This window comes from Sphingomonas populi (assembly GCF_004208535.1).
GTDB lineage: Bacteria > Pseudomonadota > Alphaproteobacteria > Sphingomonadales > Sphingomonadaceae > Sphingomonas > Sphingomonas populi.
In genome coordinates, this window is sequence record NZ_SGIS01000002.1 from 186,869 (window position 1) to 202,028 (window position 15,160).

Here is a 15,160-nt window from a genome sequence, read left to right on the forward strand (position 1 = left end):
TCTCCCATAAAACCTTGGTAACGGTTGCGAAACGTCCGCAGCCGACCAAGGTTTCATGAAGCATCTTAGATTAATCGAAGCTGGCGCTTCTGTTAATCGAAGCTCGCACCCCAGCGGCGCTTGGTGCGAGTCTTCCACAGCCCGCGGTGGTAAGCATCCGATGCCAGCAGCGGCATCACCGAGCCAGCTTCCGCGAACACCATCTGCTCGATGCCGGTGTTGACCTTGCCCCACGATGCCGCTTCCTGCAGCGTCGAGGACGAGCAGGCGCCGTCCCGCACGTCCGCCACGGTGATCTGAACCGCGTATTTGTGGACCTGCACGTCGTCATGGCCGAGGATCTCGGCGCACACCACGGTATCCTGGATGAAGTTCTTCGGCACGCCGCCGCCGATCATCAGCAGGCCGGTGGTGCCGGCCTTGATCTTGATGTCGGTTAGTTCGCGGAAGTCGGCGATCGCGTCGAGCACCATGTAGGGCTTGCCCTCCTTGGCGCGGTCGACCTGGTGCTTGACCAGACCGAAGCCAGCCGACGAATCGACGAACGCCGGGCAGAAGATCGGCACGTCATGCTCATAGGCGAGCTTGACCAGGCTGTTCTCCTTCTTGCCGTTCTCGACGAGATACTTGCCCATCTCGCGGATGAACTCGCGGCTCGAATACGGGCGCGGCTCAAGGCTGTTGGCGATCTCGAGGATCGTGTGGTCGCAATCCTGAAGCTGCTCTTCGTCGATATACGTGTCGTAGATGCGGTCGATCAGCAGCGAGCGCAGCGTGTCGTCGTCCGGCACTTCGAGCGCCTGATAATGTTTGTGGCCGAGGCCCTCGAAGAAATCCATGTCGACGATCGACGCGCCGGTGGCGACCACGCCGTCGATCATGTTGTTGCGCAGCAACTCGGCATAGAGATCCATGCAGCCGCCCGCCGAGGTTGAGCCGGCGATGACGAGGAAGATCGAGCAATCGGGATCGGCGAGCATCTGGTTGTAGATGTCGGTCGCCCGGCCGAGATCGCGGCTGGTGAAGCTCATCTTCTTCATCGCATCGACGATCGGCCGCGCGTCGAATTTCGTGATGTCGATATGCTCGACAGTGGTCGAGAGCAGCTCGGCCTTGCGGTTGGTGTTGAGCGGTTCGGTCATGTCAGATCCTCAGCAAACTACGTCACCCAGCGTAAGCTGGGGTCTCGATGGGGCTGGCGTATCGCTCAGCCGTACGAGACCCCAGCTTGCGCTGGGGTGACGGACAATGTGGTGGTCGGGTGTTACAGCTTGACGACGTTCGAAGCGACCTGTGCGGGCGCCTCATCGTACAAAGACACCATCGGCTCGTCGCCGACGATCACCGTCTCGTCCGATCCGAACCCGTTGAACGCGGTCCGCATCGCCGATCCGTAGGCGCCGAGCATGCCGATCTCGAAATAATCGCCGGCCTTGGTGTCGGCGGGAAGGTAGAACGGCCCCGCCATATAATCCATGTCGTCGCAGGTCGGGCCGTAGAAGCTGAACGGCATCAGCTTGGCATGGCTGTCCGGCTCGCGAAGCAGCTCGACCGGGAAACGCCAGTCGATATGCGCCGCGTCGAACAGCGCGCCATAGGCGCCGTCATTGATGAACAGTTCGTCACCACGGCGCTTTTCCACGCGCACCAGGATCGAGCTGTATTCCGCGCACAAGGCCCGGCCCGGCTCGGCCCACAATTCGGCCGAATAGCTGACCGGCAGCGATTCGAACGCACGGTGGATCGTCTCGAAATAATGTTCGAGCGGGGGCGGCTCCATGCCCGGATACGACGAGGGGAACCCGCCGCCGACATCGATCACGTCAACCGTGACCGCCGCGTCGACGATCGCCGCACGAACACGCTCCATCGCGTTCGAATAGGCTTCCGGGGTCATCGCCTGCGAACCGACGTGGAAGCAGATGCCCAGCGCATCCGCCACCTGGCGGGTGCGGAACAGCAGTTCCTTGGTTTCGCCGGGCGCCGCGCCGAATTTCGAGGCGAGGCTGAGCTTCGAATGTTCGGACGACACACGCAACCGGACGCAGAGCGTCAGGTCTTCCGCTGCGCGGGTCGCACGGACGATCTTGTCCAGTTCCTCGATCGAATCGAGCGAGAACGTGCGTACGCCAAAGGTGAAATACGCCTCGTGGATCGCTTCCTCGGCCTTGACCGGGTGCATGAAGCACAGGGTCGCTTCCGGGAGCGTGCGCGCGACGAGCCGAACCTCGGCGATCGAGGCTACGTCGTAATGCGTGATGCCGCTATCCCACAGAATCTGCAGGAGTTCGGGCGAAGGGTTCGCCTTCACGGCATACATCGAGCGACCCGGAAACTTCTCAATGAAGAAGCGGGCGGCACGCGATGCGGCGTGCGGACGAACGAGCGTGACCGGTTGGACCGGCCCGTGCTTAGCGATATCGACTCCGGTGACGGTGGTCGAAATGGTGGTCGCTAACCCCAGCGCGCGATGATGCTTGTGCAATTCAAGGGACCTCCAATGTCGTGAGACAAGACGAAAAAAGCTGCCTTGCGGTTGGAAGTCCCATGGGGCAGCGGAAGCGCGAGATAGGGTCGGCGTTTTCCTATGTAAAGCGGTTTTAGACGCTCGGAGATAATATGTGACGATTTTACGACAGCCGACCCGGGCGGGGGTGCGTGATGCCGCTGCGAAAGTGGCCTCGGTGGTCCCGCCTACACCGCTGTTCGTGGCGGAGATTCAAGGCGTTGCGGTCGCCTTTAAAGCCGAATCGTTGCAGCCGATGGGCGCGTTCAAGCTGCGCGGCGCATGGCACCGGCTCACCGCGATCGACGCCGAATCGCGCTCGCGCGGTGTCGTCGCGTTCTCGTCGGGCAACCATGCGCAGGGGGTGGCGTGGGCGGCGAAGCGGCTCGGCATGCCGGCGCTGATCGTGATGCCCGCCGATGCGCCGCGCTCGAAACGCGACGGCACGCTCGCCTTGGGCGCCGAGATCGTCTCCTACGACCGCGCGACCGAAAGCCGCGAGACGATCGCCGCCCGACTCGCCGAGGCGCGCGGTGCGGTGCTGGTGCCGAGCTTCGACGATCCGTGGATCATCGAGGGGCAGGGCAGCGCGGGCATCGAAGCCGCGCAGCAGATGGCGGAGCGCGGGCTCGGCCCGGTCACGCACGCGCTGGTGCCGTGCGGCGGCGGCGGGTTGGCGGCGGGCGTTACGCTGGCGCTGCCCGACGCGAAGATCACCGTCGTCGAACCGGAAGGCTGGGACGACATGCGCCGCAGCCTGGAGGCAGGCTGGATCGAGGCGGTGGGCGAGGGCGCGCCACCGACCGCATGCGACGCGCTCCAGACGACACGCGTGTCGCCGCTGACCTTCGACGTGCTCTCGCGGCGCGGCGTGGAAGGTGTGGCGGTCAGCGAAGCGGAAATCCGCACCGCGCAACGCTGGGCGGCGGAACGGCTGCGGCTGGTGGTCGAACCGGGCGGCGCGGTCGGGCTGGCGGCGCTGCTGAGTGGCAAGGTGCGCGCGCAGGTGGGGATGCTGGTGGTGCTGTCGGGCGGCAACGTAGATTTGGCGGCGTATGGGCGGGTGTTGGCCGGGAGCGAATAGCGCCGCCCTATTGATATTATAACTAAACGGGTCTAATTATGGACTTGCATTCAACAGGGGTGGAGAATGCGAAAGATCGAGTGGATCGGGAGTAGCCTGAAAGATTTGATCGAGATGCCGGAAGCGGTTCGCGCGGAGTTCGGTCATGGCCTCTATCTCGCGCAAACCGGGCAAAGGCATCTGCACGCCAAACCCTATGGCGATAGCATAGAATTGATCGAGCGATCCGACGGCGACACCTATCGCTGTATTTACAACATCAAGATCGATGACGATATTTACGTGCTTCATGCGTTTCAGAAGAAATCAACAAGCGGCATCGCTGTTCCACGACACGACAAGGACACGATCGAAGCGCGGCTCAAGGCAGCGAAGCATCTCGCAGCCGAGAAGCGGAAGACCGCCCAAAACACTACGAAAGGAAAGTGACGTGACCGTCGAACATGTGGCGTCCAGCGGCAACGTCTTCGCGGATTTGGGGCTATCGAATCCCGAGGAGCGGCTGGTGAAATCCAGGCTGGCGGCCGCGTTGCAGCGGAGCATCGCGGAGATGGCGCTGACCCAGACGGCTGCCGCCGCCCTTACTGGTATCCCGCAACCCAAGCTCTCGAAAATCCTTCGCGGGCGGTTCGAGGGGATCAGCGAGACCTATATTGCCGAAGGGCTTCGCAAGCTCGGCCATGATGTGGAAATACACATCATGCCGCGACATGAGGGCGTCGGAGCGACGCGCGTGCTGGAAGCGGTATGATGTGAGAACGGCATGGGCGAAGCCCATGCCGTCGGTCGGCGCTGGCGCGCCGCCGGCCGGCTCGACATCGCGGACGCGGATTAGCTTCGCTAATCCGCTGCTCCGAACTCACCTGATAGGTGAGTTCGGGTCGAGCCGCATATCGAGATACTTGTCCACGCTGCCCATCAACTCCGGCATCTCATGCTCGAAGAAGTGGTTCGCCTTCGGGATCGTGTCGTGGTGGATGGTGATGTGCTTCTGCGTGCGGAGCTTGTCGACCAGCTTCTGGGTCGCGGCGGGTGGGGAGACCTCGTCGTTCTCGCCCTGGATGATGATGCCGCTCGCCGGGCAGGGTGCCAGGAAGGTGAAGTCATACATGTTCGCCGGCGGCGCCACCGAGATGAAGCCGCGAATCTCCGGGCGGCGCATCAGCAACTGCATGCCGATCCACGCGCCGAAGCTGAACCCGGCGATCCATGTCGTCGACGCTTCCGGGTGGAAGCTCTGCACCCAGTCGAGCGCGCTCGCCGCGTCGGAAAGCTCGCCGACGCCGTTGTCGAACGTGCCCTGGCTCTTGCCGACGCCACGAAAGTTGAACCGAAGCGTCGCGAAGCCGCGCCGCTGGAAGGTCTTGTAGAGTTCCTGCACGATGCGGTTGTTCATCGTGCCGCCCGCGGTCGGGTGCGGGTGGAGGATCATCGCGACCGGCGCGCGCGGGCGCGGAGCGGGGGAGAAGCGGCCTTCGAGACGGCCGTCGGGGCCGGGGAAAATGACTTCTGGCATCGAACCTGCTGACAAAAAATGGGGGCGCGTGCGGACACGCGGAAGTTGCGCGCTATATAGGCATGACGCGCCGAGGCGCAATCATTGTGAACCGGAGCCCGATTTGGCCGACCGCCTCTATCTCGATCACGCCGCGACGACGCCGACGCTGGACGTTGCGCGCGCGGCGGTGGCGGAGGGCATGACGCGCTGGGCCAACCCCTCTTCGCCGCATGCCGAGGGCCGGGCCGCGCGCGCCGCGCTGGAGCGGGCGCGGGGCGAGATCGCCGCCGCTTATGGCTGGCGAGGCGAGACGCTGCTGACCAGCGGCGCGAGCGAATCGCTGGCGATCGCGCTTGGCCGATCGGTGGTGGAGCGCCGCGTGTTGCTGGCGACAGAGCATGATGCCGCGATCCGCGCCGCGCCCGACGCGGTCATGCTCGCGGTCGATGCCACGGGATGGCCGTTGAGTGCAGGGCTCGACGCGGCACTGGCGGCGCCGGGCCGCGCGATCGTCGCGGTGCAATGGGCGAACAGCGAGACCGGCGTCCGGCAGCCCTTGCGTGCGCTGGCCGAGCCGATCCATGCGGCGGGTGCGCTGTTGCTGGTCGATGCGGCGCAGATGCCCGCAGGCGCGCAGCACGATCTCGCCGACCTTGCCGATTTCGTCGTCGTCTCCGGGCACAAGCGCGGTGGGCCGCCGGGGATCGGTGCGCTGCTCGTCCGCGATCTCGCCACGCTGACGCCGGTCGGCGGGCAGGAGCGCGGGTATCGCGCCGGCACGGAGAACCTGCCGGGCGCGCTCGGCTTTGCCGCTGCGCTCGCCGTGCCGGAGGATATCGCGCGCTATGCGGCGCTTCGCGAAAAGCTCGACGATGCGATCGCGCGATCGGGCGGCGAGGCGGTCGCGGCGGGCGTAACCCGCCATCCCGCAATCGGCGCCTACCGGATGCGCGGCCTCGCGGCGGCGACGCAATTGGTGCGCTTCGACATGGCCGGCATCGCGGTGTCGGCGGGCAGCGCCTGTTCGTCGGGGAGCATGAAGCCGAGCCACGTCCTCACCGCGATGGGCTGGAGCGCGGAGGCGACGCGCGAGGTGATCCGCGTCAGCTTCGGCCGCGCCACCACCGAAGCGGATATCGACCGCTTCGTCGCCGCGTGGCGCAGCATCGCCCGCAGCGTACAGGCGTTCGCGGCATGATCTATCTCGATTATCAAGCGACCACGCCGCTCGCGCCGGAAGCCTATGAAGCGATGCTGCCGTGGCTGCGCGACGATTTCGCCAACCCGCATTCGTCGCACGCCGCCGGGCGCAAGGCCAAGGCTGCGGTCGAGGCGGCGCGCGCGCAGGTCGCCGCGCTGCTGCCGCCGGGCGGCGATGTCAGCTTCACCAGCGGCGCTACCGAGGCGCTCAACTGGGCGATCAAGGGCACGGCCGGCGACATCGTCACGCTCGCCACCGAACATGCGGCGGTGCTCGATACCGTCGCAGACGCACGGGCGCAGGGGCGCAAGGTCACGGTGCTGCCGGTCGGCGGCGACGGTCTGGTCGATCTCGACCGCGCCGCCGAAGCGATCGTGCCCAACACCGGCCTCGTCGCGGCGATGCTCGTCAACAACGAGATCGGCGTGATCCAGCCGATCGCGGCGCTCGCCGATCTCGCCCACGCGGCCGGGGCGACGATGCTGTGCGACGCGGTGCAGGGCTATGGCCGTGTGCCGATCCCGCCGACATGCGATCTCGTCGCGGTTTCGGCGCACAAGATCCACGGGCCGAAAGGCATCGGCGCATTGTGGAGCCGCAATGGCATGGTGCCGGAGCCGTTGCTGCATGGCGGCGGGCAGGAAGCGGGCGGACGATCGGGCACGCTGTCGCCGGCCTTGTGCGCTGGCTTCGGTGTCGCGGCGCGGTTGGCGCGTGCGGGCGAGGCCGAAGATAGCGCGCATGTCGCGCGGCTGTTCGCCGCCACGCTGGCGCGGTTTGAAGCGGCAGGCTGGTTGCTCAACGGCTCGGCGGACCAGCGCTACAAGGGCAATCTCAACATGCGTCGCGATGGCGTCGATGTCGCACGGCTGATGTCGGAGTTGCGCGACATCGCTTTCTCCGCCGGCTCGGCCTGCGCAAGCGGCTCGGGACGGTCGAGCCATGTGCTGCGCGCGATCGGGTTGAGCGAGGCGCAGGCGCGTTCGAGCATCCGGCTCGGCTTCGGCCGCTATACACAGGAGGACGACCTGATCGCAGCCGTGGATCGCATCATCGCCGCCGCGCACGCGCAGCGGATCGCGGCATGATCGCCGTTACCTTCATCGCCGCGAACGGCACGCTTAGCACGGCGCAGGCGAACCCCGGCGACCGACTGCTCGAAGTCGCGCAAAACGCCGGCCAGCCGCTCGAAGGTACGTGCGAGGGGCAGATGGCATGCTCGACCTGTCACGTCATCGTCGATGCCGCCGATTTCGCGCTTTTGCCGCCGGCCAGCGAGGAGGAGGAAGACCTGCTCGATCTTGCCAGCGGCGCGACGCGGCACAGCCGGCTCGCCTGCCAAATCCGGCTCGAACGCGCGATGACCGTGACAATTCCCGGCGAATCACGGAACATGCAGGGCCGCTGATCATTACGCTCCCGTGCCCTCAAGGCATAAAAAGGAGCGAATGCCATGAAGTTGAAGCTGATCCTGTCGGCGTGTCTCGCCGTAGCCACGCTCGCCCCGGTCGCCGCCACCGCGCAGAGCCATGAGCGAGTCGTCCGCGAGCGTACCGTCGTGCGCCATAGCGTTCGCCACAATGAGCGCGGCCCCGGCTGGCGTCACCACACCCGCCGCGTCTGCAAGATGGAATGGCGCCATCATCGCAAGGTTCGCATCTGCCGCACTGTGCGCTGGTAAACCCGCGATACCGACGGGCGCGCTGCGAGGCGGCGCGCCCGAACCGCGATCCACTCTTGATCCGCAGGCTTTACGCGGCCATATGCGCAGCGGGAGTCGGGCGGGCGTGGTCGTCGCCAACTTGGTCAGGGCCGGAAGGCAGCAGCCACAACGATTTCGCCACGGGTCGCCCGGCTCCTACCGCACGCTGCACGAGAGGCAGCGAAGCTGCGTCGAGTATCCGCAGCGTGCGCGGTCGGCGGCGCTACAGCGCCGTCCGACGACGCGGGCTTAGCCCGCGGCGCGATTGCCCTGCCAATCCCGCCTGAATCATTGACGCGAGCCCAGCTCCGGGAGTTCAGTAACTCCGTTCGCCCTCGAACAATCTCGAGCAGCTCACCGGGTTACCGAAGAACAGGCCCCGCGCGATCACCCGTGCTTCGATACGGGCTCTCAATACGGCGCAAGGCCTGCGAAGTCTTTCCGCTCTCCAAGATCGCACACCTGCTCCCAGGCCGCGCGTCACGCAAAAATAAAACCATAATTCCACTCTCGACGACCCCGCCGCTCTTGACGTCGCTGCTCATAAATGGAATGAAAATTCCAATCGAGGCGGAGACCTCAGGAGAGGGCGTATCCGCATGTCGGTACGCCGTGCGCGTCCCTGCAGGGTGCGCCACCGTCATTCTCCGCACTCAAACTACCCGGCGTTTCGGACGCAGACAGCGGAGAGGTATCGTGACCACGATCAAGCGCGGCGTAAGCCTGTACAGTTTCCAGAATGAGACCTTTCAGGGCAAGATGAACCTGGAAGATTGCATCCGCACCTGCGCCGAACTCGGCGCTGACGGCATCGAGATCATCGGCGAGCAGACCTTCTGGGGCTGGCCCGAGATCGGCATCGACGACGCCAAGCTCGCCGAATGGCATCAGTTGATCGCCAAATATGAGTGTACCCCGGTCAGCCACGACTTCATGCTCGACTACAAGCGCTACAAGGATCGGCCGATGCCGTTCGACGAGCAGGTCGCGAGCGTGAAGAAGGACATCGACTTCGGCGCTGTGCTCGGCATGAAATACATCCGCGCGCTCGTTTCGATCGCGCCCGAAGTGCTGGTCGCGGCCGCGCCCTATGCCGAGGAAAAGAACATCAAGATCCTCATCGAAGTGCATGCGCCGCTGCATTTCGATCATCCGTGGATTCTCCGCCATGCCGAGGCTTTCGAAAAGTCCGGCTCGGACGCGCTCGGCTTTCTTCCCGACTTGGGCATGTTCCTGTTCAACTTCCCGCCGATCTGGGCCGAGAAGTTCAAACGCGTCGGCGTGCCGGCCAACATCGCCGACTATATCATCAAGGCCTATGAGGACCGGGTTCTCTCCGAATACGTCATCCTCAACGTCCGCGAGATGGGCGGCGTCGGTCCGGCGATCGCGATGGCCGAGACGCTGCGCCACAATGCCGCGTTCGAGCCCAAGCGGATGCTCGACTACATGCACCGCATCCACAACGTCCACGGCAAGTTCTACGAGATGACGCCCGACTATGTCGAGCCGTCGATCCCGTATGACGAGATCGTCCGCGTGCTCCAGAAGGGTGGCTACACCGGCTACATCTGCTCGGAATACGAAGGCAATCGCTGGATCGAGGATTTCCAGGAGCCCGATTCCGTCGAGCAGGTCCGTCGCCAGCAGGTGATGCTCGCCAAATTGGTCGGTGAAACGACCGTGCCGAGCCTCGCCACCCAATCCGTCGCCGCATAAGGGAGAGCAGTATCATGATGGACAACAAGATGATCTGCACCGAGCTGTTCGAGAACGTCGTCGAGAACGGCAAGACGATCGGCTTCGCCTTCCTCGGCCGGCTGCCCTATTATCGCGGCCTTGGCCTATCGATGATCGAGGACATCGCCGTCACCGTCGATGGCGCGCCGGCGGCGCGCGAGGACGTGCGCTTCTCGGTGCGCGGCAAGACCTACACGCTCGACGAGATGGAAACCGTCTATGACGATCGCTGGAACTTTGCTGAGAAGGCGAAGATCACCGTGCTGCGCGCCGGTGGCCTGACGCCGGGCAACCACCGCATCGAGTTCGCGGTGCGGATGCGCGTATCGTACCTTCCGTTCGTGCCGACCACCAAGGACACCAAGGACCTCGCGCTCGCCGCCTGATCCTTCTAAACTACCCCTCCTGTCGGGTCGGTCGCGCGCTGCGACCGGCCCGTTTTTGTTTGTGTTGTCGATGGGATGCCATACGGTTCCGATCAAACCGCTGTTCTAGAACGAATTGACGTTATGGTTCTAGAACGCGATAGGTCGGTAATGCCACGCCGTACCAAAACCGCCGAGCCGATGCTCATTCCCGAATCGGTCAGCCGCCAGCCCCAGCAGGGGCGCAGCAAGGCTTCGCTCGGGCGCATGCTCGGCGCCGCCGAGAAATTGATGCTCGAACGCGGTAACGAGGATTTTACGCTCCAGGAAGTCAGCAAGGCGGGCAAGGTCTCGATCGGCTCGATCTATCTGCGGTTCGAGAGCAAGGACAATCTCGTCCGCGCGGTGATCGGCAACGAACTCGAACGCATTGCCGTCGACGAAGCGACGATGATGGCCGATGTCGTCGCCGGCTCGCCGGATTTGGCCGCGTTCATGCCGCGCTACGTCGAGGCCTATGCCGAGGTGCTGCGCCAGCACGCGCCGCTGCTGCGCCTGTCGATGCAGCGCGCCTCGTTCGATCCGCTCGTGTCCGAACCCGGCAAGCAGCGCGCGTTCCGCTCGGAAGAAGCCGCCGTCGCCGCGATGCTCAGCTACCGCGCGGAATTTTGCGGCAATCGTCACGAACAAAAGGCGAAGGCGGCGTTCAACATCATCTTCGCGACCTTGGCGCGCCAGCTCAGCCTCGGCTCGACCGGCGAGTCGGCCAGCCTGCGCGATTGGGCCGAACTCAAGGCCGAACTCGGCCGGATGTGTTTGACCTATCTCAAACAGGCCGAATAGCGCCCTTCCGGGCACGGGGCGGCGGGCCTATGGCCGGCCACGCATCTTTCCCGAAGGACCAGCCGTGGCGACCACCGAACCCGACACCCAGCCGATCGCCGACGCCCTCGCCAAACACGCGTTCCTGCACATGCCTGCACCGGAAGCGCGTGATCTGCTCGGCTGGTCGCAATCCGAGTGGGTGCTGTTCGCCGGGTCTTGGGATCGGCTCGGCCCCGATCGCTACATGGCCGATGGTGGGCGCTACCGCCGCCGTCGCCACGCCACCTTCGAAGCCAGTGCCGGCGCGTTCCATCGCAAACCGCACCAGCCGCATTTCCAGAGCCGCGACTATAACCCGCTCAACGGCGACGTGCAGCGCTGGTTCGATCCGATTGAACCCGAAGTCGCCGACAGCCCGATCCTGCGCGCGATCTTCCGGCATTTCACCCCGCTGTTCGACGCGCTCGACCAGCGCGACGCGGGCGCACCGTGGCACAGCGAAGTCCACCAGTTCCGTATCGAAACCTCGCCCGCGCAGATCGGCCGTCCGACTCCCGAGGGTCTTCACCGCGATGGCGTCGACTGGGTGCTCGTCATGCTGATCGCGCGCGAGAACGTCGCCGAAGGCGTGACCGAGATCGGCGCCGACGACGGCACGCCGCTCGGCCGCTTCACGCTGGGTACGCCCGGCGAAGCGGTCGTGCTCGACGATCGCCGCATTCGCCACGGCGTCACGCCGATCGTCACGCGGGACGGCACGCCGGCCCACCGCGACGCGCTCGTCGTCACCTGGCGCGCGGACTGACGCAAGGCGACAGGAACGGAGCCGGCTCCCCGGCGGTTGTGACGATGCCCCTCGCGTTTGGGTGGCGGACAAACGGGGCAACAGGTGGACAAGCAGGGGCATGATGCCGTCAATCCGTGGCACATGCCATTCGCGGCATGGCGAGCGGTCGCACGGCGGACTTGGGCGGAGACAGGCAAGGACAACATCGGGCTGATCGCGGCCGGCGTCGCTTTCTACGGATTCCTCGCGCTCATCCCGCTGCTCGGCGCGACTGTGCTCGTGTACGGCATCGTCGCCGATCCGCCGACCGTAATGCGCGACATGACGAAATTGACCTCGGTGATGCCGGCGGACGTCGCCAAGCTGATCGGCGAGCAGTTGATGAACGTCGTCAAGACCTCCGACGGCAAGAAGGGGCTGGGGCTGCTCATCGCGCTGGCGCTGGCGCTGTTCGGCGCGCGCAATGGCGCGGGCGCGGTCATCACCGCGCTCAACGTCGCGTATGAGGAGCAGGAGACACGCAGCTTCATCCACGTCAATCTGCTGGCGCTGACGATCACGACGGCGGCCGTCATCGTTGCGATGCTGGCGCTGGCGGCGATCACCGCGCTCGGATACCTCGAAGCGCTCATCCCCAACGCACCCGAAACCCTGATCGCGATCGGCAAGATTGCCGTGTACGCTTTGCTGATGCTGGCCGGCGCGGCTGGCGCTGCGACCTTGTACCGCTACGGTCCGTCGCGGCGGCGCGCGCGCTGGATCTGGCTTACGCCGGGGTCGCTGTTCGCGGCGGTGATGTGGCTCGCGTTGACGGTGGGCTTCGGCATCTACGTCGCCAATTTCGGCAATTACAATGCGACCTACGGCTCGCTCGGTACGGTCGTGATCACGCTGACGTGGCTGTATCTGTCGAGCTATATCCTGTTGTTCGGAGCGGAGCTGAACGCCGAACTCGAACACCAGACCGCGCGCGACACGACGAACGCCGACGCGCCGATCGGCGAGCGCGGTGCGTGGGTGGCGGATCACGTTGCTGAGGACACGCACACCGCCGATGATGCTATCCCGCCACAGCCGGTCGGCGTTACCGCGCCAAACTCCTCGTCGATGCCGAGCGCTATTGTCGCAAGCCGGATCGTCGCGCGGGCAGGCGGCTTTGCCGGGCTGCCAAAGGGCGGTCTTGCTGCGACGGTGGCTGCGAACCTCGGCTTGTCCTTGCTCCGCAGAGGGCGCGGTTGGCCGGGTCTCGCGCTGCTCGGCGGAACCGCCGCGCTGGTGTGGCTGCGCCGCGACCGATCCAGGGAACATATTATGATCAAGGCTATATTCTTCGACGTCGACGGTACGCTCGTCGACAGCAACGAACAGCACGTAACCGCGTGGCACGATGCCTTCGCGGATCAAGGCTTTCGCGTCGACCGCGAAGCGATTCGCGGCCAGATCGGCAAGGGCGGGGATCTCTTGGTCCCGGCATTGGTGCCGGATGCCAGCGAGGATATGCGCAAGCGTCTCTCGAAGCGGCACGGCGTCCTGTTCAAGCGCGCGCATCTCGATACCGTGAAACCGTTTCCAGCCGCCACGGCGTTGATCCGGCGGGTTCACGAGAGTGGGCGGAAGGTTGTGCTCGCATCCTCCGCCGACGCGAAGGAGGTCGGGCATTATATCGAGCAACTGGGCATCAGGAACGCTTTGCACGCGATGACCACGATCGACGATGCGGAGACCTCAAAGCCCGCCGGTGACATCTTCGCGGCGGCGCTGGCGAAGGTGAAGCCGCTGACGCCGGACGAGGTGATCGTGGTTGGGGACACACCCTATGATGTCGAAGCGGCGAGCAAATGCGGCATCCGCACGGTCGCGGTGCGATCGGGTGGCTTCGCGGATGATGTGCTGCTCGATGCGGGCGCCGTCGCGCTGTACGACGACGTGGCGGCGTTGCTCGCGCGGTTCGACGAATCCCCGCTGAGCCAATAGAATAGACTGCGATCTCCCGCACCGCGTAAGGCTGCGACCGGGCAGTCGAGGAGACGAAAGTGTCGGACGGACGGTGTATCGGTCGCAAACGCTTCGAAATGTCGGATCAGGAGATGTTCGCGCGCATTTCGGGCGATCGCAATCCGCTCCACCTCGATCCATTGGCGGCGCGACGGACTCAGGCCGGCGTCGTGGTGGTGCATGGCGTCCACGCGATGTTGTGGGCACTCGAATGCTGGCTGGAGTCTGGCGGCGTCGCGACCGTGTTCGGGATCAGCGCGCGGTTCGATAAATTCATCGAGGTCGGCGATCTGGTCGAAGCACGCGCCAGCACGACACGCAACGGTACGCGCCTTGAGACATATTCGGGACGATCGCGTCTGGCCGTCTTCAACCTTCGGCATGAGGAGCGGGCGGTTCCGGCTCTTGAGGATGATGTCGGATTCGCGTTGGACGTGATCGAAATTCCGTTCGAACCAAGATCGCTCGACTTTGACGCTGCTGCCCAGTCTGCGGGCATCATGCAGGTGCAGGAGATTGCCTCGCATTTTCCCGCCTTGCGCCACGCGATCGGAGGTGCTGCCACCGGAGGGCTGGCCGGCGTGTCGACCCTCGTCGGGATGATAACGCCGGGATTGCACTCGATCCTCGCCGGCATCGATATCACGTTCGACGCGCTTGCGACGCCTGCCGGCCAGATCGCCTTCAAGGTCGAACGCGCGCGACCGGACGTCAGGCTTCTGGACATCGCCGTTCGTGGCTGTGGCCTTGGCGGCACGGTGAGGACGTTCGTGCGCCCGCCGCCGATCACGCAGCCGACGACCCAGGACATGCGCGCATTCGTCGGCGCCACCGATTTCGAAGGTCGCAATGTCCTCATCATCGGCGGATCGCGCGGCCTTGGCGAACTCGCCGCCAAGTTGCTGGCAGCGGGCGGCGCCAACGTGACGATCACCTATCTGGTCGGGCAGTCCGAAGCGGAAGCGGTGCAGGCCGATATCGTCGAGGGTGGAGGCCGCTGTGAAATCCTGCGCTACGATGCGCTTCACGATCCGTCTTCGCAGCTTGGCAATGCGTTAGATCGCGTTGATCAACTCTATTATTTCGCCACGACCAAGATCTTCGTTCGCACCGAAGACGCGTTCGACAGTGCAATCTTCCAGCGCTTCTACCAAGTGTACGTGGAAGGTTTCTCGCGCATTTGCACCTACCTGTCAGACCGGGGAGAGGGTGCGCGCGCCTTCTACCCGTCCTCGGTCGCGGTCACCGACCGCCCGCCGTCGATGACCGAATATGCGATGGCCAAAGCCGCCGGCGAAATCCTGTCCGCAGACATCAGCCGCTTCGTTCCGCACGTCGAGACCGTGATGCGGCGTCTTCCGCGCCTGCTCACCGATCAGACCGCCGGTACGCCGTGGATCGAGACGCCCTCAGGCGTTGACGCAATCCTCGATATCGTTCGCGAGATGAACCGTTAG

At 64.8% G+C, this 15,160-nt stretch carries 16 protein-coding genes and 1 other RNA gene; 14 read left to right on the plus strand and 3 right to left on the minus strand.

Annotation, left to right across the window (positions count from 1 at the left end; translation table 11 throughout):
• Positions 1–92: 92 nt before the first annotated feature.
• A complete protein-coding gene (locus tag EWE75_RS02270; RefSeq protein ID WP_130155069.1) occupies positions 93–1,142 on the minus strand; it encodes a 1,9-bis(guanidino)-5-aza-nonane synthase in 1,050 nt (349 codons plus the stop codon).
• Between the two features lie 122 nt (positions 1,143–1,264).
• Entirely contained in the window at positions 1,265–2,485 is a 1,221-nt protein-coding gene (locus EWE75_RS02275; RefSeq protein WP_130155070.1) for a type III PLP-dependent enzyme, read from the minus strand.
• A 136-nt stretch (positions 2,486–2,621) separates the two neighbouring features.
• Here EWE75_RS02275 and EWE75_RS02280 point away from each other — a divergent pair, with 136 nt between their 5' ends.
• The 3 genes from EWE75_RS02280 to EWE75_RS02290 all read left to right on the plus strand — a co-directional run bounded on the left by EWE75_RS02280 (position 2,622) and on the right by EWE75_RS02290 (position 4,341).
• A complete protein-coding gene (locus EWE75_RS02280) occupies positions 2,622–3,590 on the plus strand; it encodes a threonine ammonia-lyase (protein WP_206364653.1) in 969 nt (322 codons plus the stop codon).
• Positions 3,591–3,656: 66 nt separating this feature from the next.
• A complete protein-coding gene (locus EWE75_RS02285) occupies positions 3,657–4,019 on the plus strand; it encodes a type II toxin-antitoxin system RelE/ParE family toxin (RefSeq protein WP_130155071.1) in 363 nt (120 codons plus the stop codon).
• A gap of 1 nt (position 4,020) precedes the next feature.
• The gene (locus tag EWE75_RS02290; protein ID WP_206364654.1) at positions 4,021–4,341 is read left to right on the plus strand and encodes a helix-turn-helix domain-containing protein; all 321 of its coding nucleotides are present in this window, start codon (positions 4,021–4,023) and stop codon (positions 4,339–4,341) included.
• Positions 4,342–4,449: 108 nt separating this feature from the next.
• Here EWE75_RS02290 and EWE75_RS02295 read toward each other — a convergent pair whose 3' ends face one another.
• Complete coding sequence (locus EWE75_RS02295) at positions 4,450–5,106, minus strand: alpha/beta hydrolase (RefSeq protein WP_069205844.1); 657 nt, start codon at positions 5,104–5,106, stop codon at positions 4,450–4,452.
• A 103-nt stretch (positions 5,107–5,209) separates the two neighbouring features.
• Between EWE75_RS02295 and EWE75_RS02300 the strand changes: the two genes are divergently transcribed.
• The 11 genes from EWE75_RS02300 (at position 5,210) to EWE75_RS02350 (ending at position 15,160) form a co-directional block, all read left to right on the plus strand.
• The gene (locus EWE75_RS02300) at positions 5,210–6,286 is read left to right on the plus strand and encodes a cysteine desulfurase family protein (RefSeq protein ID WP_130155073.1); all 1,077 of its coding nucleotides are present in this window, start codon (positions 5,210–5,212) and stop codon (positions 6,284–6,286) included.
• Positions 6,283–7,377 carry a cysteine desulfurase family protein gene (locus EWE75_RS02305; RefSeq protein WP_130155074.1) on the plus strand — a complete coding sequence of 365 codons (1,095 nt, stop codon included), beginning with the start codon at positions 6,283–6,285 and terminating at the stop codon, positions 7,375–7,377. Before EWE75_RS02300 ends, EWE75_RS02305 begins: the two co-directional genes overlap by 4 nt.
• A complete protein-coding gene (locus tag EWE75_RS02310; protein ID WP_130155075.1) occupies positions 7,374–7,697 on the plus strand; it encodes a 2Fe-2S iron-sulfur cluster-binding protein in 324 nt (107 codons plus the stop codon). Before EWE75_RS02305 ends, EWE75_RS02310 begins: the two co-directional genes overlap by 4 nt.
• Before the next feature lie 45 nt (positions 7,698–7,742).
• Positions 7,743–7,970, plus strand: coding sequence for a hypothetical protein (locus EWE75_RS02315; protein WP_130155076.1), 228 nt, complete (start codon positions 7,743–7,745; stop codon positions 7,968–7,970).
• Positions 7,971–8,059: 89 nt separating this feature from the next.
• Positions 8,060–8,154: signal recognition particle sRNA small type (gene ffs / locus EWE75_RS02320), an RNA gene on the plus strand.
• Positions 8,155–8,684: 530 nt separating this feature from the next.
• A complete protein-coding gene (locus tag EWE75_RS02325) occupies positions 8,685–9,710 on the plus strand; it encodes a sugar phosphate isomerase/epimerase family protein (RefSeq protein WP_130155134.1) in 1,026 nt (341 codons plus the stop codon).
• Between the two features lie 14 nt (positions 9,711–9,724).
• The gene (locus EWE75_RS02330; protein ID WP_130155077.1) at positions 9,725–10,117 is read left to right on the plus strand and encodes a C-glycoside deglycosidase beta subunit domain-containing protein; all 393 of its coding nucleotides are present in this window, start codon (positions 9,725–9,727) and stop codon (positions 10,115–10,117) included.
• Positions 10,118–10,267: 150 nt separating this feature from the next.
• Positions 10,268–10,939, plus strand: coding sequence for a TetR/AcrR family transcriptional regulator (locus EWE75_RS02335; protein WP_130155078.1), 672 nt, complete (start codon positions 10,268–10,270; stop codon positions 10,937–10,939).
• 130 nt (positions 10,940–11,069) lie between these two features.
• Positions 11,070–11,726, plus strand: a complete 657-nt coding sequence (locus EWE75_RS02340; RefSeq protein ID WP_130155135.1) for a 2OG-Fe dioxygenase family protein — start codon at positions 11,070–11,072, stop codon at positions 11,724–11,726.
• Positions 11,727–11,810: 84 nt separating this feature from the next.
• Positions 11,811–13,682 carry a YhjD/YihY/BrkB family envelope integrity protein gene (locus tag EWE75_RS02345; RefSeq protein WP_231708162.1) on the plus strand — a complete coding sequence of 624 codons (1,872 nt, stop codon included), beginning with the start codon at positions 11,811–11,813 and terminating at the stop codon, positions 13,680–13,682.
• Positions 13,683–13,741: 59 nt separating this feature from the next.
• Positions 13,742–15,160, plus strand: a complete 1,419-nt coding sequence (locus EWE75_RS02350; protein WP_130155079.1) for an SDR family NAD(P)-dependent oxidoreductase — start codon at positions 13,742–13,744, stop codon at positions 15,158–15,160.

What these genes read in the sequence shown, in the direction of transcription:
- EWE75_RS02270 (WP_130155069.1), bottom strand. Translation starts at nt 1,142, where the DNA reads ATGACCGAACCGCTCAACACCAACCGCAAGGCCGAGCTGCTCTCGACC.
- EWE75_RS02285 (WP_130155071.1), top strand. Translation starts at nt 3,657, where the DNA reads ATGCGAAAGATCGAGTGGATCGGGAGTAGCCTGAAAGATTTGATCGAG.
- EWE75_RS02295 (WP_069205844.1), bottom strand. Translation starts at nt 5,106, where the DNA reads ATGCCAGAAGTCATTTTCCCCGGCCCCGACGGCCGTCTCGAAGGCCGC.
- EWE75_RS02305 (WP_130155074.1), top strand. Translation starts at nt 6,283, where the DNA reads ATGATCTATCTCGATTATCAAGCGACCACGCCGCTCGCGCCGGAAGCC.
- EWE75_RS02310 (WP_130155075.1), top strand. Translation starts at nt 7,374, where the DNA reads ATGATCGCCGTTACCTTCATCGCCGCGAACGGCACGCTTAGCACGGCG.
- EWE75_RS02315 (WP_130155076.1), top strand. Translation starts at nt 7,743, where the DNA reads ATGAAGTTGAAGCTGATCCTGTCGGCGTGTCTCGCCGTAGCCACGCTC.
- EWE75_RS02330 (WP_130155077.1), top strand. Translation starts at nt 9,725, where the DNA reads ATGATGGACAACAAGATGATCTGCACCGAGCTGTTCGAGAACGTCGTC.
- EWE75_RS02335 (WP_130155078.1), top strand. Translation starts at nt 10,268, where the DNA reads ATGCCACGCCGTACCAAAACCGCCGAGCCGATGCTCATTCCCGAATCG.
- EWE75_RS02340 (WP_130155135.1), top strand. Translation starts at nt 11,070, where the DNA reads ATGCCTGCACCGGAAGCGCGTGATCTGCTCGGCTGGTCGCAATCCGAG.